Raw genomic sequence first — 21,999 nt, forward strand, 5'->3', positions numbered from 1 at the left:
GCGGCGGGATCCGTCACTCGGGATCGATCACCAGCACCAGGTCCCCGCCGCTGACGTGCGCGGTGTCCGCAAGTGCCACGCGGGAGACCGTGCCCGAGACCGGCGCAGTGATGGACGCCTCCATCTTCATGGCCTCGATCGTGGCCACTGAGTCCCCCGCGGCGACCTTTGCCCCCTCGGAGACCGTGACCGTGACCGCACCTGCGAAGGGTGCCGCCACGTGCCCGGGCTTGGAGGTGTCCGCCTTCTCGGTCTCCACGGCCTGGGACTTCACCGACTCGTCGCGGATCTCGAGCAGGCGCAGCTGACCATTGAGGGTCACCATGACCGTACGCATCCCCTTCTCGTCCGGTTCGGAGATCGCCTGCAGGGTGACCAGCAGCCGCACCCCCTTGCCGAGCGAGATGACGTGCTCGTGGTCCTGTTTCAGCCCGTACAGGAAGTCGCGGGTGTGCAGGAGGGAGATGTCCCCGTACTTGGTGCGCGAGTTCTGGTAGTCGCGTGTGGGGCCGGGGAAAAGCAGCCGGTTCAGGGCCGCGCGGCGCACCTCGCCCGGCTGGGCGAGCTCCTCGACATCCTGCTCCGAGAGCTCCTCGTCCGCCAGGTGCACGGTGCGTCCCTCCAGCGCCTTGCTGCGGAACGGTTCCGGCCAGCCCGCGGGCGGGGTGCCGAGCTCGCCGGCGAGGAAGTTGATCACGGAGTCGGGGATGTCGAACTTGCGGGGATCGGCCTCGAACTCGGCGGGGTCCACGTCCATGCCCACGAGCTGCAGGGCGAGGTCGCCCACCACCTTGGACGACGGCGTGACCTTGACCAGGTGCCCCAGCATCCGGTCCGCGGCGTGGTACATGTCCTCGATCGCCTCGAACTTCTCCCCGAGACCCAGCGCGATGGCCTGCTGGCGCAGGTTTGAGAGCTGCCCGCCCGGGATCTCGTGGCGGTACACGCGGCCGGTGGGCCCGGTCAGCCCGGACTCGAAGGGCTTGTAGATGGAGCGCACCACTTCCCAGTAGGGCTCCATGTCGCTCACGGCGTCCAGGTCAAGTCCGGTGTCCCGGTCCGTGTTCTCGAGCGCGGCCACGAGCGCGGAGCCCGAGACCTGGGACGTGGTGCCGGCCATGGACGCGGATGCGGCGTCGACGGCGTCGACCCCGGCCTCCGCAGCGGCGAGCAGCGTGGCGAGCTGCCCGCCCGCGGTGTCGTGGGTGTGCAGGTGCACCGGCAGATCGAAGCGCTCGCGCAGGGCCGCCACGAGACGCCGCGCGGCCTCCGGGCGCAGCAACCCCGCCATGTCCTTGATCGCCAGGATGTGCGCGCCGGCGTCCACGCACTGCTGAGCGAGGTCCAGGTAGTAGTCGAGCGTGTAGACGTTCTCCTGCGGGTCGAGCAGGTTGCCCGTGTAACACAGGGTCACCTCGGCCACCGCGGTGCCCGTGGCCCGCACCGCCTCGATGGCCGGGCGCATCTGCTCGACGTCGTTGAGCGCGTCGAAGATCCGGAAGATGTCGACGCCGGTCTCGGCCGCCTCCGCGACGAACGCGTTGGTCACCTCCACCGGGTACGGCGTGTACCCCACGGTGTTGCGCCCGCGCAGCAGCATCTGGATGGGGATGTTCGGCATCGCCTCGCGCAGCAGCCGCAGCCGCTCCCACGGGTCCTCCCCCAGGAAGCGCAGCGCAACGTCGTACGTGGCACCGCCCCAGGCCTCGACCGAGAGCAGCCCCGGCAGCAGGTGCGCGTACGCGGGTGCCGCCGCGAGCAGGTCGCGGGTGCGCACACGGGTGGCCAGCAGGGACTGGTGGGCGTCACGGAACGTGGTGGACGTCACTGCGAGCGGTTCGTAGTTCCGCAGGGTGCGCGCGAAGCCCTCGGGCCCCTGCTCCTGGAGCACCTGGCGCCAGCCGGAGGGCACCTCGTGGGAGGACGGACCGTCGAACGGGCTGCGGAAGGGTTCGTCCCGCTTGTCCCCCGGGTAGTGCGGGAGCTTGTCGCGCGGGTCCATGCCGTCGATGCGCTCGCCGTGGGGCTTGTTGACCGTCACCTCCGCGAGGTAGTTCAGCGCGCGGGTGCCGCGGTCCGCCGAGCCCTTGCCCTTGAGCAGGTCCGGGTGGTTCTCGATGAAGTCCGTGGCCACGTCCCCGGCCAGGAAGTCCGGATTGTGCAGCACGGCCTGCAGGAACTGGATGTTGGTGGCGATCCCGCGGATGCGAAACTCGGCGAGCGCACGGCGGGCGCGGTGCACCGCGGTGGTGTAGTCGCGTCCGCGGCACGTGAGCTTCACGAGCATCGAGTCGAAGTGCGGGGAGATCTCCGCGCCCGCGTAGAGCGTGCCGCCGTCCAGGCGCACACCGGCGCCACCGGCGGAACGGTAGGCCGAGACCTTCCCCACGTCCGGGCGGAAGTCGTTGGCGGGATCCTCCGTGGTGATCCGGCACTGCAGGGCGGCCCCACGCACGCGCAGCGCGTCCTGCGAGATGCCCAGGTCGTCCAGGCTCTCACCGGCGGCGATGCGCAACTGGGACTGGACCAGGTCCACGTCCGTGATCTCCTCGGTCACGGTGTGCTCCACCTGGATCCGGGGGTTCATCTCGATGAACACGTGCTGCCCCGCGCGTTCCCCCGCGGTGTCCACGAGGAACTCCACGGTGCCCGCGTTGACGTAGCCGAGCTCTTTGGCGAACTTCACCGCGTCCCGGTGCAGGGCGTCACGGATCTCCTCGTCCAGGTGCGGTGCCGGGGCGATCTCGATGACCTTCTGGTGCCGGCGCTGCAATGAGCAGTCCCGTTCGAACAGGTGCACGATGTTGCCCTCATTGTCCGCGAGGATCTGCACCTCGATGTGCCGCGGACGCAACACGGCCTGCTCGATGAACACGGTGGGGTCACCGAACGCGGTGTCCGCCTCGCGCATCGCGGCGTCGAGCGCTTCCGCCAACTGTTCGGGCTTCTCCACGCGCCGCATCCCGCGGCCACCGCCACCGGCGACCGCCTTGACGAACACCGGGAAGCCGATCTTCTCCGCGGCCTCGATCAACGTCTCCTTGTCCGAGGAGGGGTCCGAGGATTCGAGCGTGGGGATGCCCGCGCGCCGCGCGGCCCGCAACGCCTCGACCTTGTTCCCGGCGAGTTCCAGGATCTCGGCGCGCGGACCCACGAACGTGATGCCCTCCGCCTCGGCCGCGCGCGCCAGGTCCGGGTTCTCGGACAGGAAACCGTAGCCCGGGTAGATGGCGTCCGCCCCGGACTCCTTGGCCACGCGCACAATCTCGGCCACGTCCAGGTACGCGCGGACCGGGTGGCCCTCCTCCCCGATGTGGTAGGCCTCGTCCGACTTCTGGCGGTGGATCGAATTGCGGTCCTCGTACGGGAAGACGGCAACGGTCTTGGCGCCGAGTTCGTACGCCGCTCGGAACGCGCGAATGGCAATCTCGCCGCGGTTGGCCACCAGGATCTTGGAGAACATGACTACCGTTTCCGCACGCGGCGCCCTGTGGGGCCCGCGCACTGAGTGAGGAGACGACTACCGGGACAGCTTACGTGAGCCACGCCTCGGTAGGGTAGCCCGGATTTCGTGTCCCCTGCGCCGGTCCAGGCAACATCCGCCGCTCGTGGTGACACCTACCGCTCATGACGACGACGCCGCGCGGCACCGCCCGGCCCGGCTCGCCACGTGCGGTGATCCACCCACTAGCATGGAACAGGCTGGTGGACAGCCCCCATTTCAGGTGACAGAAGGGTGATCCGTGCCGATCGTCAGCATCAGCAGCCTCAAGGGCGGGGTGGGCAAGTCCTCCGTGGTCCTGGGGTTGGCCTCCGCCGCTCTCGAAGCACACGTCCCCACGCTCGTGGTGGACCTGGACCCCCACGGCGACGCCTCCACGGCGCTCGGCGTCCACGCCCGCCCGGGGCACGAGGTGGGCACCGTGCTGCGCCGCCCCCGCAAGGGTGCACTGGCCTCCGTGGCCACGGCGTCCTCGTGGACCAAGCATCCCATCACCCCGCACACCGTGCCCGCGGGCCCGGGCGCGCCTGCCGACGGGTCATCGACCGGGGACGGCGCACGAGCCGTGCTGGACGTGGCACCCGGCTCCGCGGCGTCGTCGCACCTGGACCACGCCGCGTTCCGGACCAAGGACCTCAAGCGTCTCGAGACCGCGCTGCGGGGACTGGCCCGCTACGAGCTCGTGCTGATCGACTGCCCGCCCACCCTGAGCGCGCTGACCCGCATGGCGTGGGCCGCGTCCCACAAGGTGCTCTCCGTGGCCGAGCCGTCCCTGTTCTCCGTGGCGGGTACCAAGCGCACCATGACGGCGCTCGCGCAGTTCGAGACCTCGCGGATCTGGGCCGTCCCGGAGGCCGGGGTGGTGATCAACCGCGTGCGCGACGACTCGGTCGAACAGCGTCACCGCATGCGGGAACTGCAGGAGTTGTTCGGACCGCTCGTGGTGGATCCCGTGCTGCCGGACCTGTCCGTGATGCAGCAGATCCAGGGGGCCGCGTGGCCCGTCCACCGCTGGCCGGGTGCCCCGGCTCAGGATCTCGCGCAGCGCTTCGGCACCATTCTGGCGGGCCTCACGCGCTGATCCCGCAACCCGCGGCGGCGGGGTGCGGTGGCGGGTCAGCCCGCGTTCTTCTTGCGACGGCGTGCGCGCCGGGCGGACAGCTCGTCCTCCGGGAACGGATCCGCGGCGGGGGCCCCGTCCAGGCTCGTGTGTTCGCCCGGCATGGAGGCCAGCGTGCCCTCGACCTCGCGCCACACCCGACCCACAGCGATCCCGAACACGCCCTGACCGCCCTGGACCAGGTCGATGACCTCGTGGGGGGACGTGCATTCGTAGACGCTCGCGCCATCAGACATGAGCGTCAACCGCGTGAGGTCCTCGATGTTGCGCAGCCGCAGCGCGCCCACCGCCGAGCGGATCTGCTGCAGGGAGACACCGGTGTCGAGCAGGCGCTTGACGACCTTGAGCACCAGGATGTCCCGGAAGCTGTAGAGCCGCTGCGACCCGGAGCCCTTGGCGCCGCGCACGGTGGGTTCCACGAGATCGGTCCGGGCCCAGTAGTCGAGCTGGCGGTACGTGATCCCCGCGGCCTTGCACGCGGTGGGACCGCGGAAGCCCACGGTCTCGTCGTAGCCGCCCAGGTTGTCAGTGAACAACATCTCCTGGGTGCCGCCGGCGAGGGAAGATGCGCGCAGCCGTGCCGCGTCCAGCGGCAGCTCCGGATTGCTCAAGCGTCCTCCTCATGCGTGGGTAGGGGTGTCCGATCCCCCGGACACGGGCACCAGCTCGCTGACGCCTCCTCGACGGTAAACCCACGGGTGGAGCGGGTCAAAGACATTGTCCACGGGCGGGCCCGTGTCGTCAGCCTACCCGCACGGGGCCCGGACGGGGTGGAATCAGGACTGGAAATCGTCCGGATCCACGTGGTCCAGGAAATCCCGGAATTCCCGGACCTGGGCCTCGGCCTCCTGCGGCTGGTCCCCCGCCTGTTCCCGCAGCTCCCCGTCCGGGCTGAGCACCAGACCGGCCTCGTCCAGCACGGCCGCGGCGCACAGGATGGGGCACGACGTGCGCGCGGCGATCGCGAGGGCGTCCGAAGCGCGGGCGTCCACCACGGTGCCGTCGTCGAAGGAGATGGCCGCGTGGAACACCGTGTTCTCCACCGTGTGCACCACGACGTCCCGCACGCTGCGCCCGAGCTGGTCCACCACGGACAACAGGAGGTCGTGTGTAAGGGGGCGCGGGGGCTCGATGCCCTGCAGCGCGAACACGATGGACGTGGCCTCGTTGGTCCCCATCCAGATGGGTAGACGCCGGGCGCCCTGGAGTTCGCGCAGCACGACCACGGGCTGGCCCGTGGGCACGTCCATGCGCACCCCGGCGATCTCCATGCGCACGTTCGGGCTCATTGCGCGCTCCCGTCCGTGTCCGGCGAGGCGAACGGTTGCACCGTCTCCTCCACCTGCGAGGTCACAAGCGCGGTCATCACGGTGAGGCACAGCGAGGCGATCTCTCGAGCCCGCTGCACGGCCCTCCGCCGCGTCTCGGGGTCCCTGCGGTTGCGCAACGGTGAGATGCTGCCCTCGACCAGGGCGATCACGCGTTCCGAGGCGCCCCGCAGCACCCGCAGGTGCCGCGGTTCGATCCCGTACCCGTTGAGCTTGCCCGCAGCCACGGCCACGGTAAGTGCGTGGCCGTCGAACGCGCCGACCCGTTCCACGAGCAGGCCGTGGTTGAGCAGTTCCCGCAGCAGCGGCACGTCCGTGCCCGACCGCGCCGCGAGCTCGCGCAGGGTGTACCGCCGACCGCCGTCCGGAACCGGTGAAGTGGGTTCGGGGTCGACGCCGTCCCCGGAGCGTCCGGTCCCCGGTTCCTGCCGCTCGGTGTCCTGCGCGGGATCCTCGCCCCGGTCCAAGCGGTCACGGATGACCCGCAACGGGAGGTAGCGCTCACGCTGCAGCGTCAACACGGTCTCCAACCGGGCGACGTCCTCGTGCGAGTACTTGCGGTACCCCGAGGCGCTCCGCAACGGGTGCACGAGTCCCTGGTCCTCGAGGAAGCGCACCTTGGACGCGGTCAGTTCAGGGAACTGCGGCTGCAATCGGCGCAGTAACGCCCCGATACCCACCCGCGGGATTTGCGGTCGTTCGGAATCAGGCATGGAGCGCGTCAGGAACCGTTCTGCACGGAGTGGTAGTACGTAAACCGGAACTTGCCGATCTGGACCTGGTCGCCGTTCTCCAACACCTTGGTGGCGACCCGGTCACCGTTGACGTAGGTGCCGTTGAGGGAGGACTGGTCCACTGCCTCGAACGTACCGCTGCGTCGGATGAACTCCACATGACGGCGGGACACCGTGACGTCGTCCAGGAACACCGAGCACGCCGGGTGACGACCCGCGACGATCTCGTCCCGGTCTAGCAGGAACCGGGCACCGGTCAGCCCGCCGTTCGTCTCCAGCAGCAGCGCGGAGCCCGGGGGCAGGGAGGCCACCGCGTTCTGCTCGCTCTCGGAGAGTTTGTGGTGAGCGGCATGGGCCAGCACATCCCCCACGATCTGGATGGATGTGGTCTCCGGACCCGCCTGGGTACCGGATTTCTCATGGTTCGACATCAGGGTTCCCTCACCTCACGTGAAGTTGGCGTATTCAGTCCAGCAACTGCTGGTAAGCATCGGCGTCCAATAGCTGCCCGGTGGCATCCGAGGAGTCCACGCGCACGGTGAACAGCCAGCCGGATCCGTACGGGGACTCGTTGAGCGCGCCGGGGTTGTCCACGAGGTCGTCGTTGACGCTCACGATCTCGCCGCTGACGGGCGCGAAGAGATCGCTCACGGACTTGGTGGACTCGACCTCCCCCACCACGTCCCCGGCGGAGACGGTGTCCCCGACCTCCGGTAGTTGGACGAACACGACCTCGCCCAGTTCGTTCTGTGCGTGGTCCGTGATGCCCACACGGAAAGTGTTGTCCTCGTGGAGGTCCTCGACCCACTCGTGTTCTTCGGTGTACGCGAGTTCCGCGGGAATGTTGGTCATGTCGGTCAGTTTAGGGCACGACTCACGCAGTCGGGTTCATCACACGTGCGCGTGTGCAGCGCGCCGGTGTTAGCTGAACGGCCTACGAGGTTCAGGCGCGCTCACGCGGCGCTCAGCCGATACCGCCCCGGCGGGTGTATTTTGACCCCGTGCCCATCACCGAGGCCCTCCGCCAGGCCGCGATCCGCGCGCGCACGCACGGGTCCAGGATCCCCCGCGCCGTCCCCCTGAGCCGACGACGCCGCGATCCGCTGCACCTGCACGAGCTCACCCCCGCCCGGTCCGCACGGATCATCGTCACGGCCTTCCTGGTGGCGGTGCTCACGGGCACCGCGCTACTCATGATGCCCCCAGCCACCACGGCTCCCGGGGGCACGGACGTGCTCACGGCGGCGTTCACCGCGACCTCCGCGTTGTGCGTAACCGGCCTGGTCACGGTGGACACGGCGACCTACTGGACGCCATTCGGTCAGGTGGTCATCATCTGTCTGATCCAGGTGGGTGGCCTGGGTGTCATGACGTTCACGACCATGCTGGGGATCCTGCTGGCCCGTAAATTCGGCCTGTCCTCCCGGTTGCTCGCCAACGCGGAGACGAAATCCCGCGGCGGAGCGCGCAAGGTGGTCGCACGCATCGTGGCGACCACCGCCGTGATCGAGAGCATCGCGGCGCTCATCCTGTTCCTGCGGTTCTGGGGCCACTACCACTACCCGCCGGGCACCGCCCTAGCCCACGCGGGGTTCCACGCCGTGTCCGCGTTCAACAACGCGGGATTCGCGCTGTACACGCTCAACGTCATGGACTTCGCGGGCGACGCCTGGATCCTGCTCACGCTCGCGGCGTGCGTGATCCTGGGCGGGCTAGGCTTCCCGGTGCTCTACGAACTGCGCCGCCACATCCGGGTGCCCCGGCGCTGGAGCATGAACACCCGGCTCGTGCTGCTCGCGACCCCCGTGCTGCTCGCGGGAGGCACGCTGTTCCTGCTGATGCTCGAGTGGAACAACCCGGGCACCCTGGGCGGCCAACCGCCCGCGGTCAAGCTGCTCAACGCGTTCTTCCAGTCCACGATCTCCCGCACCGCGGGCTTCAACAGCATCGACATCGGTCACATGCACCCGGTGTCGTGGCTCGGGATGGACATCCTGATGTTCATCGGCGGCGGCCCCGCGGGCACGGCCGGCGGTCTCAAGGTCACGACGTTCGGGGTGCTGTTCTTCGTGGCCCTCACCGAAATCCGGGGTGGCGCCGCGGTACCCGTGCTCGGCAAGCAGCTCTCCCGCTCCGTCCAGCGCGAGGCCATCACGGTCGTGGTGCTCGCGACCGTGGCGGTGATCGGTGGCACGATGCTCATCATGCTCACGGACACCGGCCTGGGCCTGGACCGTGTCCTGTTCGAGTCCGTCTCCGCGTTCGCGACCGTGGGACTGAGCACGGGGATCACCCCCACGCTCGCCCCGTTCGCGCAGTGGGTGCTGATCGCCCTGATGTTCACGGGCAGACTCGGCCCGGTCACCGTGGCCGCGGCCATCGCATTCGGCCGCCGCCCACCCCGTTACGAACTGCCCAAGGAACGACCGCTCATCGGATGAGCCCGGGCCAGCCCGCGCCACCCGTGGACCCGGTGCTCGACGACCACGACCCACGAAGGAAGCCCCATGTTCGGATCCCACCCCGCCGCGTCATCCCGCAACGCCATGGCCAACGCCGTGGTCGTGATCGGGCTGGGCCGCTTCGGCGGTGCCCTGGCCACGGAACTGATGCGCAACGGCACGGACGTGCTGGGCGTGGACATGGACGAGACGGTGGTCCAGCGCTTCAACGGCAAGCTCACGTCCGTGGTGCGCGCGGACGCCACGGACGAGGACGTGCTGCGGGAGCTGTCCGTGGACGAGTTCGACCGCGCGGTCGTGGGCATCGGTTCGGACATCCAGGCGAGCATTCTCGCGGCGTCCCGGCTCGTGAAGTTCGGGTGCCCCGCGATCTGGGCCAAGGCCATCACGGAGCCCCACGCGGAGATCCTGACCCAGATCGGCGTGCAGCACGTGGTCAATCCCGAGAGCGACATGGGCACGCGTGCCGCGCACCTGATCCAGCACCGGATCCTGGACTTCGTGCCCATCGACGCGGACTACGCCCTGGTGCGGTGCACCCCGCCGGAACCCATCCAGCAACGACCCATGGACCTGCTCAACGTGCGGCGTCGGTTGGGGGTCTCGGTGGTGGCCGTGTGCCGCCCGGGCGGTCAGTGGGAGCCCATCGAACCCGGCACCATGCTCTACGACGACGACCAGATCCTCGTGACCGGGCCCACCGCCAAGGTAGAGCACTTCTCGAACCTGACCTGAGGGTGTTCCTATAGGAACCGAGTCAGTCGGCGCAGCTCACGGGCCGTGGCCGCGGGAGCGCCGTCGGGGCGCACGAGGGCGTCGAGGCGGCGGCGCAGTGCGGCGTCGTCGCGCTCCAGGCCGATGGCCACGACCCGGGACCGCGCGGGCTCGTCGGAGGGCCGTGACACCCGGTCCACCGAGACGTATCCCGCCACGGAGTGCGCCACGAACCGGCGGATCCCCCGGCCCGCGGCGACATCCACGATCGCCTTGATCCGGTGGACGGACGCGGGCGGGTCCTCGAGCAGCTCGGCGAGCGCCGCGGGGTCCACGACCGAGGGCGCGTCCAGGGCCGTGGCGCGGTGGTGGACGTGGTGGTCGTGATCATGGTGGTCGTGGCCGGGGGCCCGGCCGAACTCCCACAGCGCGAGCTGGCCGCCCTCGGGTACGGGGTGCTCGGCGGCGTCGAAGAACAACCGGGGATCGGCCGCCCCGTGGGGCGCGTCGATGACGAGCGCATGCGGATTGGCGTGCGCGATCCGTTCGCGCACCGCGGCGGTCTCCCGGGGATCGGCGAGGTCGGTCGTGGTCAGCAGCACGACCGCTGCGGCCTTGACGTGCTGCGCGAGGTCCCAGCCGCTGGCCTCCGCGAGCGCCACGCGGGCCACGGCGATCACCTCGACGAGCCCGCCGAAGCGTACGTCGCGCACCTCGCTGCCCAGGACCATATGGATGAGCCCCGGGGGCTCGGCGATCCCGGAGCCCTCGATCACGACCGCGTCGAGCTCGAGGGAGGGCCGGGACAGCGTACGCAGGGCGTCGTCGAGCTGGCGGGGGTCCTCGATGCAGCACAGGCACCCGCCCGCGATCGACACGGGTTCGGCAACGTGCCCCGCCACGAGCGCGGCATCGACATTCATGTCCCCGAAGTCGTTGATGATCACACCGATCCGCGCGCCGCCGGTCGCGAGGAAGTGGTTGAGCACCGTGGTCTTGCCGGAACCCAGGTAGCCGGTGAGGATCAGGACGGGAAGCGAGCTCGGCATGGGTCCATGCTTATCAGTCCGCGAGCATGTCCCGCGCGAGGGGCGCAACACGCGTGCCGTAGAGCTCGATGCTACGCATGAGCTTTCCGTGGGACAGCGGGCCCGTGGAGATCTTCAGGTCGAAGCGCGAGGCACCCAGGGCCCGCACGCCCGCGGCGATCTTACGGGCCACGGTCTCGGGAGATCCCACGGCCATGGACCCGTGCTCCACCTCCTCCAGGAAGGACTCCTCGGTGGGTGCGGGCCACCCGCGCTCGGCTCCGATGCGCTCGGTGGAGATCGTGTAGGGGCGGAAGAACTCCTCGCGGGCCTGCTCGTCGGTGTCGGCGACGTACCCGTAGGAGTGGTAGGCCACGGGGTTGTCGGAATGGCCGAACTCGGCGAGCGCGCGGCGGTAGAGGTCGCTGAACGGCGAGAACCGCTCCACGGGCCCGCCGATGATCGCGAGCATGAGCGGGAGGTCGTAGTGCGCGGCCCGCACAACCGATTGCGGGGAACCACCCACCGCGATCCACGTGGGCAGCGGTCCGTTCTCGAGCGGCGGGTAGAGGCTCACGCCCCGCAGGTCCTGGGTCAGCGTGCCCTTCCAGGTCACCGGCTGACTCGTGCGCAGCGCCGCGAACAGCGCGAGCTTCTCCTCGAACAGTGCCTCGTAGTCCTGCAGGTCGTATCCGAACAGCGGAAAGGACTCGGTGAACGAGCCGCGGCCCAGCACGACCTCGGCCCGCCCGTGGGACAGCGCGTCCAGCGTGGCGAAGCGTTCGTACACGCGCACCGGGTCGTCCGAGCTGAGCACCGTCACGGCCGTGCCCAGGCGCAACCGCTCGGTGCGTGTGGCGATCCCGGCGAGCACGACGTCCGGGGCGGAGATCGCGAAGTCGTCCCGGTGGTGCTCCCCGATCCCGATCGAGTGCAGCCCCACCTGATCCGCGAGCACCGCTTGCTCCACCACGTTGCGGACGGTCTGCGCGTGCGAGACGGGGCGGTCGTCGTCGTCCCACGTGACGTCCCCGAAGGTGTCGATTCCCAGTTCAACGGCCATGCCACGCACAACATTGTGGACACGTCAGCTATTCCGGTGGCGGCCCATGCGGGTGGCCGGTCGCTTCCCCACCCCGCGGGCTCTTGCTAGGCTCGATCGCGATGCCCACGTTCCCGATCGCCACTGCCGCGCGCCCGCACGCCGTCCCTCGCGGCAGCGTGTCTCCGGGTCTGCTCGTCCGATCCGTGGGTACGAACGGCCAGGTGTCCTCGTGGGGCGCCAACCAGGCCGGCGCACCGCCGTCGGCCTCCGTCCACTGACCCCGGAGCCGTTGCCGGCGCTCGTGAGCGCCCACACCGTCCTCCGGCCCGCTCTGACCTCATGTCACCCCGGACCTAGGTGGACCCTTGCTACTTGCCTGCCTCGCGGGCGCACTGCTCACGTGCGCGCTCGCCCCTCTATTGACCCGCGCGATCGGCCGCAACGTCGGATGGCTGCTCGCGGTGCCCCTGCTCGGCGCCGCGGCGCTGATCGCGCTGGGGTACGACGACGCCGCGCACTCCCCCGCCGAGCCCACCCCCGCGGTCGTCGAGTCGCTGCCGTGGATCCCGTCCCTGGACGTGGGGCTCGACGTGCGCCTGGACGGGCTCTCGCTGGTCTTCTCCCTCCTGGTCCTGGTGATCGGGGCCGCGGTGCTGTGTTACGCCACGCGCTACCTCGAGCGCACGGACCGGGCCGATCGCGGGAAGCACGCGGGGTTCTATGCGCTCATGACGGGCTTCGCCGCGGCCATGCTGGCTCTCGTGCTCGCCGACGACCTGGTGGTGTTCTACGTCGCGTGGGAGGCCACCACCCTGTGTTCGTTCCTGCTCATCGCACGCTCGGGGGACGGCGCACGGGAACCCGCGATCCGCACGCTTCTCGTGACCGTGGCCGGCGGACTCGTGCTGCTCGCGGCCGTCGCCGTCATGATCGTGGCCACCGGCACCACCCGGATCAGCGCCGTCCTGACGCACGACGTGTGGGGTGCGCAGTCCGGGCTGACCACGCTCGTGGCCGTCCTCGTGGCGGTCGCCGCGTTCACCAAGTCCGCGCAGTTCCCGTTCCAGGCGTGGTTGCCGGACTCTATGGTCGCGATCACCCCGGTCTCCGCGTACCTGCACGCCGCGGCCATGGTCAAAGCCGGCATCTACCTTCTCTTGCGCTTCTCCCCCGTCTTCTCCGGAGTTCCCGCGTGGACCGTCCTGCTCGTCACGGCAGGACTCGTCACCGCGGTGTTCGGTGCCGTGGCCGCGCTGCGCCGCTACGACCTCAAGGAACTGCTGGCCTACTCAACCATGAGCCAGCTGGGTCTGTTAACCGCGATGATCGGGGTGGGCACCACGGCCGCACTGTCCGCCGCGGTGGTGCACACGATCGCGCACGCGCTGTTCAAGTCCGCCCTGTTCATGGGCGTGGGCGTGATCGATCACAGCGCCCACACCCGGGATCTGCGCGAGCTGGCCCGGATGAACCCGCGGATGCCCGTGACCGCCACCCTCATGGTGCTGGCCGCCGCCTCCATGGCGGGGATCCCGCTGTTGCTCGGTTTCGTGAGCAAAGAGTCCATGCTCGCGGCCTTCCTCGAGGCTCCCGGTCCCGCGTGGGCCCCGTGGCTGCTCACCGCCACAGCCGCCCTCGCCTCGGTCTTCACGGTCGCCTACGCTGCGCGCCTCGTGCTGGGCGCGCTCGGTGGCCGCAACGGCACCGTGGTGCGCGAGGCCCCGGTGTCCTTCTGGGCCGCGCCCGCCTCGGGTGCCCTCGCGGGGCTCGTCCTGGGTCTCGTGCCGTTCCTGCTGGACGGACTCGCCTCCGCGGGTGCGAGCGCGGCCGCCGGGTCCACCGTGGAGAAGCACCTCGCGGTGTGGCACGGCCCGGTCCCCGAACTGTTCGTCTCCCTCGCCGTGCTCGCCTCGGGTGCCGCACTCGTCCTCACCCGACGCCGCGTGCACGCCGTCCTGGCCCCGCGCGCCTTCCCGTTCTCCGCCCTGGACGGCGTGGACCGGGCGCGCGATGGGACCATCCGGCTCGGCGGCGTCGTGGGCTCGTGGACGAACAGCCCCGCCCCCGCGCGGCACCTGTCGATCCCCGCGGTGTGCCTGAGCGTCGTCGCGCTGCTCGCCGTGTGGAGCACGACCGAGTTGCCGCCGGTGCGGATCGCGGCGAGCGAGCCCTTCGACTGGCTGCTCGCGCTGCTGATCGCGTGCGGTGTGGCGGCCATGATGAACGCGCGCAGCCTGATCTCCGCGATCGTGGTGACCGGGGTGGTGGGCTTCTCGATCACCGTGTGGTTCTTCGACCTGGGCGCCACGGACGTGGCCATGACCCAGCTGCTCGTGGAGATTCTCACGGTGTGCGTCATGGTCCTATTGCTGCGCCGCCTGCCCGCGCGCTTCTCCTCTCCCGGCGCACGACGCCGCGTGGTCGCGCTGCTCGTGGCGGGCGCCGCGGGGCTGGCGACCACCGCGGGCGTGTGGATGCTGACCGGACGGCGCGAGGCCTCACCCGCGTCCGAGTACTACCTGACCCACGGCTACAACGAGACCGGCGGGTCCAACCTGGTCAACACGATCCTCGTGGACTTCCGCGCCCTGGACACCCTGGGCGAACTGACGGTGCTGGGTGTCGCCGGGCTCACGATCGCCGCCCTGCTGCACGGGCGCCGCCCCGCCGCGGACGACCCCGCCCCGATCGACGAGCAATCGCCCGTGAGCGACCCGGAGACCAACACCGTGTTCGTGCGCACCGCCGCGCGCCTGCTCGGGCCCGTGATCGTGGCGATGTCCGTGATACTGCTGCTGCGCGGACACCACGAACCCGGCGGCGGCTTCATCTCCGCGCTCGTGGGCGGAGCCGGCTTCACCCTGAGCTACCTGGCCGCGCCGTCCGACGAACGCGCCCGCGTGCGCCTGCCGTACCTGTGGTTGATCGGGGCCGGCGTGGCCGTGGGAACCGTCACGGGCCTACTGGGGTACCTGGACGGGTCCTTCCTGCGGCCCCTGCACCCGCGCATCCTCGGATTCGAGATCACCACCGCGCTCGTGTTCGACGGGGGCGTGTACCTCGCGGTGATCGGCGTGATCCTGGCCGCGTTCAACCTGCTGGGGCGGCCGCCGTCGGACATCACCAAGGTGCTGTCCCGCGAACCCGAACCCGGTGCCGCGGGACCGGACGACCAGCCCGGTTCCGGCGCGTCCCCGGGCGCGCGCGCCGGGGCCGGCGAGCGCCGTCGTGCCGCCCGGAGCGGTACCGCCGCGAGTCCCGCGACGACCCGTTCGTCACACACGACCCACGAGACCGGAGAGGTGACCCCCCGATGAGCGCAGCCGTGATCGCCGGACTCCTCGTGTTCGGTGCCGTGTACCTGCTCATGCAGCGCGAGATGCTGCGCGTGATCCTGGGCTTCGTGCTCCTGGGCCACGCGGGCAACGTGGTGCTCATGGCCGCGGGCGGCAGCGCGCGGCGCCACGAGCCCTTCGGTGCCCCCGAGGACCTGTCCACCGTGGCGGATCCCCTGCCCCAGGCGTTCGTGCTCACGGCGATCGTGATTGCGTTCTCGATCACGATCGTGATGCTCGTGCTGGCCGTGACCGGCCGGGACGATGACGACGACACCGAGGCGAAGCTCGAGGAGGTGCGCTCATGAGCGGCGCCCTCCTCCCCCTGTTCGTCGCACTTCCCCTGCTCGTGTCCGCGATGTTGTTGATCGTGGGCGACCGCCGCGTGCTGCACGCCGTGGGTCTCCTCGGGACCCTGCTGCTCGCGATCGCCGGAGGCGTGTGGCTCGTGACCGATTTCGCCGGCAGCGGCGGGGCCGTGGCCCACGGTGTGGCGCAGTGGCCCGTGGGGATCTCCATCCCGTTCGTGGCGGACATGTTCGCCGCGCTCATGCTCACGGTCACCGGGGTGCTGACTCTGGTGTGCTCGTGGTTCGCTTACGCCTCCGGCCGGGCGGCCACCGTGTACTTCGCCCCGCTCGTGCTCGTGCTCACGGCGGGCGTGAACGGCGCGCTGCTGACCGTGGACCTGTTCAACCTGTTCGTGTTCGTCGAGGTCATGCTGCTGCCGTCCTACGGGCTGTTCGTCCTCGCGGCGCGGCACCGGGGCACCGAGCGGCAGGTCATGGGTGCACGGTTGTACGTGACCCTGAACCTGCTCACCTCCACGATCTTCCTCATGGGCGTGGGCTTCATCTATGGCACCGCGGGCACCGTGAACATGGCCGAACTGGCCGGCCGCGCCGCGACCGACGGCACCGTGGCGATCTCGACCGCCGTGTGCTTGTTCGCCCTGGCGATCAAGGCCGCGGTGGTCCCCATCCACGGGTGGCTCGCGGTCGCCTATCCGGCCACCTCCCCCGCGATCACCGCACTGTTCTCCGGGCTGCACACCAAGGTGGCCAGCTACGCGATCTACCGGATCTACGCCGTGGTCTTCGACGGCGACGCCCATTGGCTGTGGATCGGCGTGGCACTGTGCTGCCTCACGATGGTCGCAGGCGTGCTGGGCGCCGTGGGCGAGAAGACCACACGATCGATCCTGGCGTTCCACATGATCAGCCAGATCGGGTACATCCTGCTGGGGGTCGCACTGTTCACCCTGGCCGGGCTCGCGGCGGGCATCTTCTACCTGCTTCACCACATGATCGTGAAGGCGTCCCTGTTCCTGTCCACCGGGGCGATCGAGGTGCGCTACATGACCGGGAGGATCGGCGCGCTGTCCGGGATGACGACGCGTGAACCGGTCATCGCGGTTGCGTTCTTCGTGGCCGCGCTGTCCCTGGCCGGGCTGCCGCCGTTCTCCGGGTTCGTGGCCAAGTTCTCGCTCATCCTCGCGGCGGTCGACACCGGTCACGTGATCGCGGTGATCGTGATGCTCGCGGTCAGTCTCATCACGCTGCTGTCGATGCTCAAGATCTGGAACGGCGTGTTCTGGGGCTCCGCGCGCGAGTCGTCGCTCGAGAACGGGGGCGGTTCCGGGGCCGGTGGTGGTCCCGCCGCCCGCACTGCCGGTTCCGGTGCGGGGGCCGTGCCGGAACCTGCCCCGGCCGCCCGTGACGACGGCGCCGTGGCCACCGCGAGCGGGCGACGCATCTCCGCGGCCCTGGCGGGGCCCGCCGTCGTCACCGCGTGCCTGACGCTCGCGCTGGGCCTCGGCGCGGAAGTGCTCATGGGCGTATCCACGACCGCCGCGGAGGGCCTGCTGGACACCTCGACCTACGTGAAAGCGGTGATGGACTCATGAGTTGGCTCACCTGGCCTGTCCGGGTCGTGGGGTTCCTGGTGTGGTACGCCGGGCAGATCATCTCCTCGAGCACCGCGGTGCTGCGGGACAACCTGACCCCGGGGCAGAACTCGACTCCCGGTGTGGCCCGCGTGCGGACGCGCTGCCGCTCGGACCTGGAAGTGACCCTGCTGGCCGCCCTCATCACGCTCACCCCCGGCACGCTCACGCTGGGGATGCACGACGCACCCGTGGCGGCGCAGCGCCGTCGTGACGAGGACGAGATCCGCACGCTGTACGTCCACTCGCTGTACTCGGGTAACGCCGACAGCGTGCGGGTCGAGGTCCGGGAACTTGAGACACGACTGCTGCGCGCGGTGCGCCGCACGGGAGGGACGTCATGATCGGTGTGACCGTGGGGATCGTGATCCTCGCCGTGGCCTGCCTCGCGGCGGCCTTCCGGATCCTGCGCGGACCCACGGAGGCGGACCGCGCGGTCGCGGGTGACCTGTTGCTGTTCGGGTTCGTCGGTCTGATCGCGTTGTTCGGTGTGCGCGTGGCCAACGAGTACACCTTCGACATCGTGCTCGTGGCCGCGCTCGTGGGATTCCTCAGCGCGCTGTCCCTGGCACGGGCTCTGACCAGGGGGAAGCGATGAACGAAATCCTGACCGTGCTGGGCAACGTCCTGATCGTGGCCGGGGCCCTCGTGTTCGCGACCGCCACCCTGGGGGTGGCCCGTTTCCGGGACGCGTACATGCGGGTCTCGGCCGTGGGGACCGCGGGCGGGCTCGGCATCGTGTTCGTGGTGACGGGGGCATTGCTGCTGCAGCCGTCCGTGTCCAACGTGGTCAAGGTCGTGCTCATCATCACGATCCACCTGATCACGTCCGCGGTGGGGACCATGGCGATCGCGCGATCGGCATATCTCACGGGGACTCCCCTGGAGCGGTATGCGTTCGACGAGCTGGCCGCGGATTCGCCCGGCACGGAGCGGGACCCGGAACCCGCACGGAAGCCTGCCGTGGACTGAGGACCGCACGTCCCGCCCCCCGGCACCGGGTGTGGACCGCGGTCCCTCGTGGCGTACGGCTGGCGCTTCAGCGCCCGGAACGGCCACCCGGGGTCAGTGTGCGGCCCCGCTGAGCCTGTCTACCGCCTCCACGACGGTCTCGGGCGCGCACGCGAGGTTCATCCGGGCGAAGCCCTTGCCCGCGCCACCGAACATGGGTCCATTGGACAGTGCCACCCCGGCGTGCTCGAGTGCGTAGGCGGCGGGATCATCGCCCCATCCCAGGGCGCGCATGTCGAGCCACGCGAGATAGGTCGCGTGACCTCGGCGCACGACGACGCCCGGGAGCTTCTCGCTCACTTCGCGCTCGAGCAGCTCGGTATTGTCCTGGATCGCGGTGATCGTCTCGTCCAGCCAGTCGAGGCTGTTGCGGAAACCCTCCCGCGTGGCGAGCAGGCCGAAGCTGCCGGTGCGGTAGGACACCTCGTCCGGCAACTGCTCGAGCCACCGCATCATGGGTTCGGAATCCACCACGAACATGGCAGTCTTCAAACCGGCCAGGTTGAACGCCTTGCTCCCCGATTCCGCGGCCACGCCGTGCGCGCGCGCGGCATCGGACACCGAAAGGTATGGCGTGAACTTGGTCCCGTGATGCGTGAGCGGGGCATGGATCTCGTCGCTGACCACGAATCCGTCGTGCTCGGCCACGATCTCGGAGAGCCGTTCGAGCTCCTCGCGGGAATGTACGAGCCCCACGGGGTTGTGGGGATTGCACAGCAGCACGCCGCGGGCACCCGCGCGCAGGGCGGCGTCGATGCCGGGCAGATCAAGACGGTAGCTCGCGGCGTCGTCGAGCAGCGGGACCTCCACGACCCGCCCGCCGGCCTCGACCACGAGGTCGAAGAACGGCGGGTAGACGGGCGGGGTGATGATCACGCCGTCGCCGGGCGCCATGAGACGGCGCAGCGACTCCACGATCACCACGCTCACGTCCGTGGTGTAGGAGATCCGCGCCGGGTCCGGGCGCCACCCCCACCGCTGCGCGGCGAAGTCCGCGAACGCCTCCGCGGCGCCGCGGTCGGTCGGGGTGGCGTACCCGGTGTCGCTGTTCTCGATCGCATTCTGTAGCGCCGCCTTGATGGCCGGCGGCGTGGGGAAGTCCATTTCCGCGACGAACATGGGCAACACGTCCCGCGGGTACGTGCGCCACTTGGCGCTCGTACGACGTCGCAGGGCGGGCATGTCATCGGCGGTCGTCATGGTCCCTCCTCCCGTTACTGTCTGGTCCTCAGGACTCCGTGAGTTTCTTGGCCTGGCCCAGACGCAGCGACTCGAGGGTCTTCTCCTGCTCCTGCGCGCGCTCGTAGAGGTTCTGCAACAGGTCCTTGTCCAACCGCTCGTCCGGGACCTCCAGGAGCAGCCGCCAGCCGAGGCCCTTGGCGTGCACGGCGGCCACGAGACCCTCGAGTTCCTCGATGTCCGACAGCGGCGAACGTTCCTTGATCCGCTCGTTCGGCTTGAGGCGTGCGAGCTTCTCCCCCGCCTTCGCAGGGAGATCCTTGTGCAGGGCAGGCTTGGCCCCGACCATGGACATGATGTCCTCCAGGGACTTCTGATCGCGGGCGATCTCCGGGACCAGTCGCTCGACCTGTTCCCGCACCTCCGGGTCCCCGTGGCCTTCGGCCACACGGCGGAACACATCCACCCCCGCGGCCGATCCGGCGTGGTGGTCCTGCAGGTACGTGGTGATCACGTTGCTCATGGGATACCCCTTTCGTCGTGTCCCTCCACCTAAGCATGCTGAGCGCCGGACGGTCACACCCGGGTGGGTACATGACGTGCGCATTTGCCCGATGACTCGCGCCACCCCGCCTGCCACACCCGCGTTCTAATGGAGCAAAAGCAGCTTCGGTGCACCGGATCACGCCTTAGCTCAATAAAGGCAGAGGGGTGCGGCGTCGTCGTCCGGGGTGCGGGCGCGGCATACTGGACGGGTACGCGCCGTGCCGGGGGAATCGGGGCGGATCATCTCAGGGGGGACAGTGGCACCGGAAACTTTCGTGGACTTCACCGCGCCGAACGGACTGAGCTCGTGGTACCACGTGTGGGACTCGGGCACCGCGGGGATCATGTACTACTTCGACGGCGACTACTGGGACCTGGACGACACGTCCATCAACTGGCCGGACGAGGGCGATCTGGCCCGGCTCGCGGTGGCAGCACGGGCCCGGGACCTCATGTTCGTGGCCGTGAACACGCCGGACGAGGACGGCTCCGGCGACGGCTACACGTGGTGGGAGGACTGCAAGGCGAACGGCAAGTACTTCCGGGCGCTGCACGAGCACATCGTCGAGCGGAACCCGCAGGTGGACGCGAGCAACATCTGGCTCCTGGGGTACAGCGGCGGCGCCGAGTTCATCACCTACGAACTGCTGGACCGGGGTATTCCCGGGATGACGCACGGCGGCGCGGTGATCATCGGCGGCGGCGGAGCGAACGCGCCGGTGGCCACCAAGAAGAAGGCCCGGCCGTGCATCGGCAACACGGCCATGCACTGGTGGGTGGGCGATCAGGACGTGGACGGTGCCACGAACCCGCCCGAGTGGAGCGCGCTGGGCGCCGCCGAGGAGGGCGTCGCCGCGTTCCAGGCCGCGGGCTTCGACACGAACCTGCACGTCCTGCCGGGCGTGGACCACTCCGGGTACGACGCCGTGGCATGCCTTTCGCACGCACTGCCCGCGGTCTCGCGCAAGGCGGGCCTGCGCGCTGCGCTGTCCGACGGATGGGTGCGGCTCACGCGGGACACCTGATGAGTGACGAGGAACGGCCGAGTGGCGGGTCATGATTTCTAGTGAAGTTAAAACAGCTTCGCCGCACCGAAATGTGCTCTAACGCCACTAGAAATTCGGGTGGTAGCCATGAGCGGGACCGTGCACCAAAAACCGGCTCCGGCCAAGGATTTCTGCCTGGCCGGAGCCGGTTCACTCGGTCGGGATGACAGGATTTGAACCTGCGACCCCTTGACCCCCAGACGTCCAGACTGCTCCGGCCAGACCGGATTCTGCGTGATTCCTAGCGTCAGATCATGCAGAACACGTCACGAGATGCATGGAGTGCATGATTCTGGTCCCCCTCGTGGGCAAGCTCAGTTCGCGGTCAGAGCCGTGAGAGGCGCTACGACGGCGTGGAACCTATTGCCCACGAGCAGCACGACGATCTTGCGGCCGACGCTGTCGGGCTGCGGTTCTCCGGGTGGTGATGTCGGGGGCGCACGGGCCAGCTCAGGCCGGTTGCGGGATAGCGGCGATGTGCGCGAAGACCGCGACGATCGCGGCTGCCCAGGGCCACGACTCCGGGATCTTAAGGCGAGTTGATATGTCCGAGACGCTATAGGGCAGGAGAGTCGCCTTCCTCGCCGCCGACGGGGTCGAGCGAGTCGAGCTCGAACAGCCCCGCGAGGCACTGGAGCGGGCTGGCGCGCAGACCGAGGTGCTGTCGATCCATGACGGTGAGATTCAGGCGCGTGAGAACGATCTGGAGGCAGCAGGCACCTTCACCGTTGACAGGTTGGTCGCGGACGCCTCTGTCACCCACTATGACGCCCTGCTTCTCCCGGGCGGCACGGTGAATCCCGACCAACTCCGGGTTGACCCCGACGCGGTCTCCTTCGTCCGCGAGTTCGTCGAAAGCGGCAAGCCCGTTGCGGCGATCTGTCACGGGCCGTGGACGCTGATCGAGGCCGGTGTGGTCGAAGGCCGTGGGCCGCCCCCTTCATTCGGTCCGGTCGCTGTACGAGTCGTCGGTTTCCGATTGATGGGTGCATTGCCGAGCGTAG

21 protein-coding genes and 1 pseudogene are annotated in these 21,999 nt (G+C 69.5%); 12 read left to right on the top strand and 10 right to left on the bottom strand.

Features of this window, described 5'->3' with window-relative positions; all coding sequences use genetic code 11:
• Positions 1-13: 13 nt before the first annotated feature.
• Positions 14-3,463, bottom strand: a complete 3,450-nt coding sequence (locus A5728_RS03650; protein WP_064845756.1) for a pyruvate carboxylase — start codon at positions 3,461-3,463, stop codon at positions 14-16.
• A 280-nt stretch (positions 3,464-3,743) separates the two neighbouring features.
• On the opposite strand from A5728_RS03650, the gene A5728_RS03655 reads away from it, so the two are divergent.
• Entirely contained in the window at positions 3,744-4,583 is an 840-nt protein-coding gene (locus A5728_RS03655; RefSeq protein ID WP_064845757.1) for a ParA family protein, read from the top strand.
• A gap of 35 nt (positions 4,584-4,618) precedes the next feature.
• Here the strand turns inward: A5728_RS03655 and A5728_RS03660 are convergent, their stop codons facing one another.
• From A5728_RS03660 to gcvH, 5 genes are all read right to left on the bottom strand, one after another.
• Positions 4,619-5,161: a MerR family transcriptional regulator gene (locus A5728_RS03660; RefSeq protein WP_064845778.1), complete on the bottom strand. Its 543-nt coding sequence runs from the start codon at positions 5,159-5,161 to the stop codon at positions 4,619-4,621.
• Positions 5,162-5,398: 237 nt separating this feature from the next.
• Positions 5,399-5,911: a bifunctional nuclease family protein gene (locus A5728_RS03665; RefSeq protein WP_064845758.1), complete on the bottom strand. Its 513-nt coding sequence runs from the start codon at positions 5,909-5,911 to the stop codon at positions 5,399-5,401.
• Positions 5,908-6,663, bottom strand: coding sequence for a MerR family transcriptional regulator (locus A5728_RS03670; RefSeq protein WP_064845759.1), 756 nt, complete (start codon positions 6,661-6,663; stop codon positions 5,908-5,910). The genes A5728_RS03665 and A5728_RS03670 overlap by 4 nt, the downstream gene beginning before the upstream one ends.
• Positions 6,664-6,671: 8 nt before the next feature.
• Positions 6,672-7,115: an FHA domain-containing protein gene (locus A5728_RS03675; RefSeq protein ID WP_064845760.1), complete on the bottom strand. Its 444-nt coding sequence runs from the start codon at positions 7,113-7,115 to the stop codon at positions 6,672-6,674.
• Between the two features lie 34 nt (positions 7,116-7,149).
• Positions 7,150-7,536, bottom strand: coding sequence for a glycine cleavage system protein GcvH (gene gcvH / locus A5728_RS03680; protein WP_064845761.1), 387 nt, complete (start codon positions 7,534-7,536; stop codon positions 7,150-7,152).
• A gap of 149 nt (positions 7,537-7,685) precedes the next feature.
• Here gcvH and A5728_RS03685 point away from each other — a divergent pair, with 149 nt between their 5' ends.
• Together A5728_RS03685 and A5728_RS03690 are read left to right on the top strand one after the other, a co-directional pair.
• Positions 7,686-9,125 (top strand): TrkH family potassium uptake protein, encoded by a 1,440-nt coding sequence (locus A5728_RS03685; RefSeq protein WP_082943210.1) that lies wholly within the window; start codon positions 7,686-7,688, stop codon positions 9,123-9,125.
• A gap of 66 nt (positions 9,126-9,191) precedes the next feature.
• A complete protein-coding gene (locus A5728_RS03690) occupies positions 9,192-9,881 on the top strand; it encodes a TrkA family potassium uptake protein (RefSeq protein WP_064845762.1) in 690 nt (229 codons plus the stop codon).
• Positions 9,882-9,889: 8 nt separating this feature from the next.
• Here A5728_RS03690 and A5728_RS03695 read toward each other — a convergent pair whose 3' ends face one another.
• Positions 9,890-10,909, bottom strand: coding sequence for a GTP-binding protein (locus A5728_RS03695; protein ID WP_064845763.1), 1,020 nt, complete (start codon positions 10,907-10,909; stop codon positions 9,890-9,892).
• Between the two features lie 13 nt (positions 10,910-10,922).
• The gene (locus A5728_RS03700; RefSeq protein WP_064845764.1) at positions 10,923-11,951 is read right to left on the bottom strand and encodes an LLM class flavin-dependent oxidoreductase; all 1,029 of its coding nucleotides are present in this window, start codon (positions 11,949-11,951) and stop codon (positions 10,923-10,925) included.
• Positions 11,952-12,052: 101 nt separating this feature from the next.
• On the opposite strand from A5728_RS03700, the gene A5728_RS14020 reads away from it, so the two are divergent.
• From A5728_RS14020 to A5728_RS03730, 7 genes are all read left to right on the top strand, one after another.
• Entirely contained in the window at positions 12,053-12,211 is a 159-nt protein-coding gene (locus tag A5728_RS14020; RefSeq protein ID WP_156523370.1) for a hypothetical protein, read from the top strand.
• A gap of 87 nt (positions 12,212-12,298) precedes the next feature.
• Entirely contained in the window at positions 12,299-15,250 is a 2,952-nt protein-coding gene (locus A5728_RS03705; protein ID WP_082943211.1) for a DUF4040 family protein, read from the top strand.
• Positions 15,247-15,576, top strand: coding sequence for a cation:proton antiporter subunit C (locus A5728_RS03710; RefSeq protein ID WP_064845766.1), 330 nt, complete (start codon positions 15,247-15,249; stop codon positions 15,574-15,576). The genes A5728_RS03705 and A5728_RS03710 overlap by 4 nt, the downstream gene beginning before the upstream one ends.
• Positions 15,573-17,174, top strand: coding sequence for a monovalent cation/H+ antiporter subunit D family protein (locus tag A5728_RS03715; protein WP_064845767.1), 1,602 nt, complete (start codon positions 15,573-15,575; stop codon positions 17,172-17,174). Before A5728_RS03710 ends, A5728_RS03715 begins: the two co-directional genes overlap by 4 nt.
• Positions 17,171-17,557: a Na+/H+ antiporter subunit E gene (locus A5728_RS03720; RefSeq protein ID WP_064845768.1), complete on the top strand. Its 387-nt coding sequence runs from the start codon at positions 17,171-17,173 to the stop codon at positions 17,555-17,557. Before A5728_RS03715 ends, A5728_RS03720 begins: the two co-directional genes overlap by 4 nt.
• Positions 17,554-17,811, top strand: a complete 258-nt coding sequence (locus tag A5728_RS03725; protein ID WP_035961140.1) for a monovalent cation/H+ antiporter complex subunit F — start codon at positions 17,554-17,556, stop codon at positions 17,809-17,811. Before A5728_RS03720 ends, A5728_RS03725 begins: the two co-directional genes overlap by 4 nt.
• Complete coding sequence (locus tag A5728_RS03730) at positions 17,808-18,185, top strand: monovalent cation/H(+) antiporter subunit G (protein WP_064845769.1); 378 nt, start codon at positions 17,808-17,810, stop codon at positions 18,183-18,185. The genes A5728_RS03725 and A5728_RS03730 overlap by 4 nt, the downstream gene beginning before the upstream one ends.
• 93 nt (positions 18,186-18,278) lie before the next feature.
• Here A5728_RS03730 and A5728_RS03735 read toward each other — a convergent pair whose 3' ends face one another.
• Complete coding sequence (locus tag A5728_RS03735) at positions 18,279-19,424, bottom strand: MalY/PatB family protein (RefSeq protein ID WP_064845770.1); 1,146 nt, start codon at positions 19,422-19,424, stop codon at positions 18,279-18,281.
• 28 nt (positions 19,425-19,452) lie between these two features.
• A complete protein-coding gene (locus tag A5728_RS03740) occupies positions 19,453-19,926 on the bottom strand; it encodes a hypothetical protein (RefSeq protein WP_064845771.1) in 474 nt (157 codons plus the stop codon).
• Positions 19,927-20,206: 280 nt separating this feature from the next.
• Here A5728_RS03740 and A5728_RS03745 point away from each other — a divergent pair, with 280 nt between their 5' ends.
• The gene (locus A5728_RS03745; RefSeq protein ID WP_064845772.1) at positions 20,207-20,974 is read left to right on the top strand and encodes a hypothetical protein; all 768 of its coding nucleotides are present in this window, start codon (positions 20,207-20,209) and stop codon (positions 20,972-20,974) included.
• Positions 20,975-21,557: 583 nt separating this feature from the next.
• A pseudogene (locus tag A5728_RS13395) lies at positions 21,558-21,999 on the top strand (DJ-1/PfpI family protein); the annotation flags it as partial.

It is taken from the genome of Kocuria sp. ICS0012, from assembly GCF_001665945.1.
GTDB lineage: Bacteria > Actinomycetota > Actinomycetes > Actinomycetales > Micrococcaceae > Kocuria > Kocuria marina.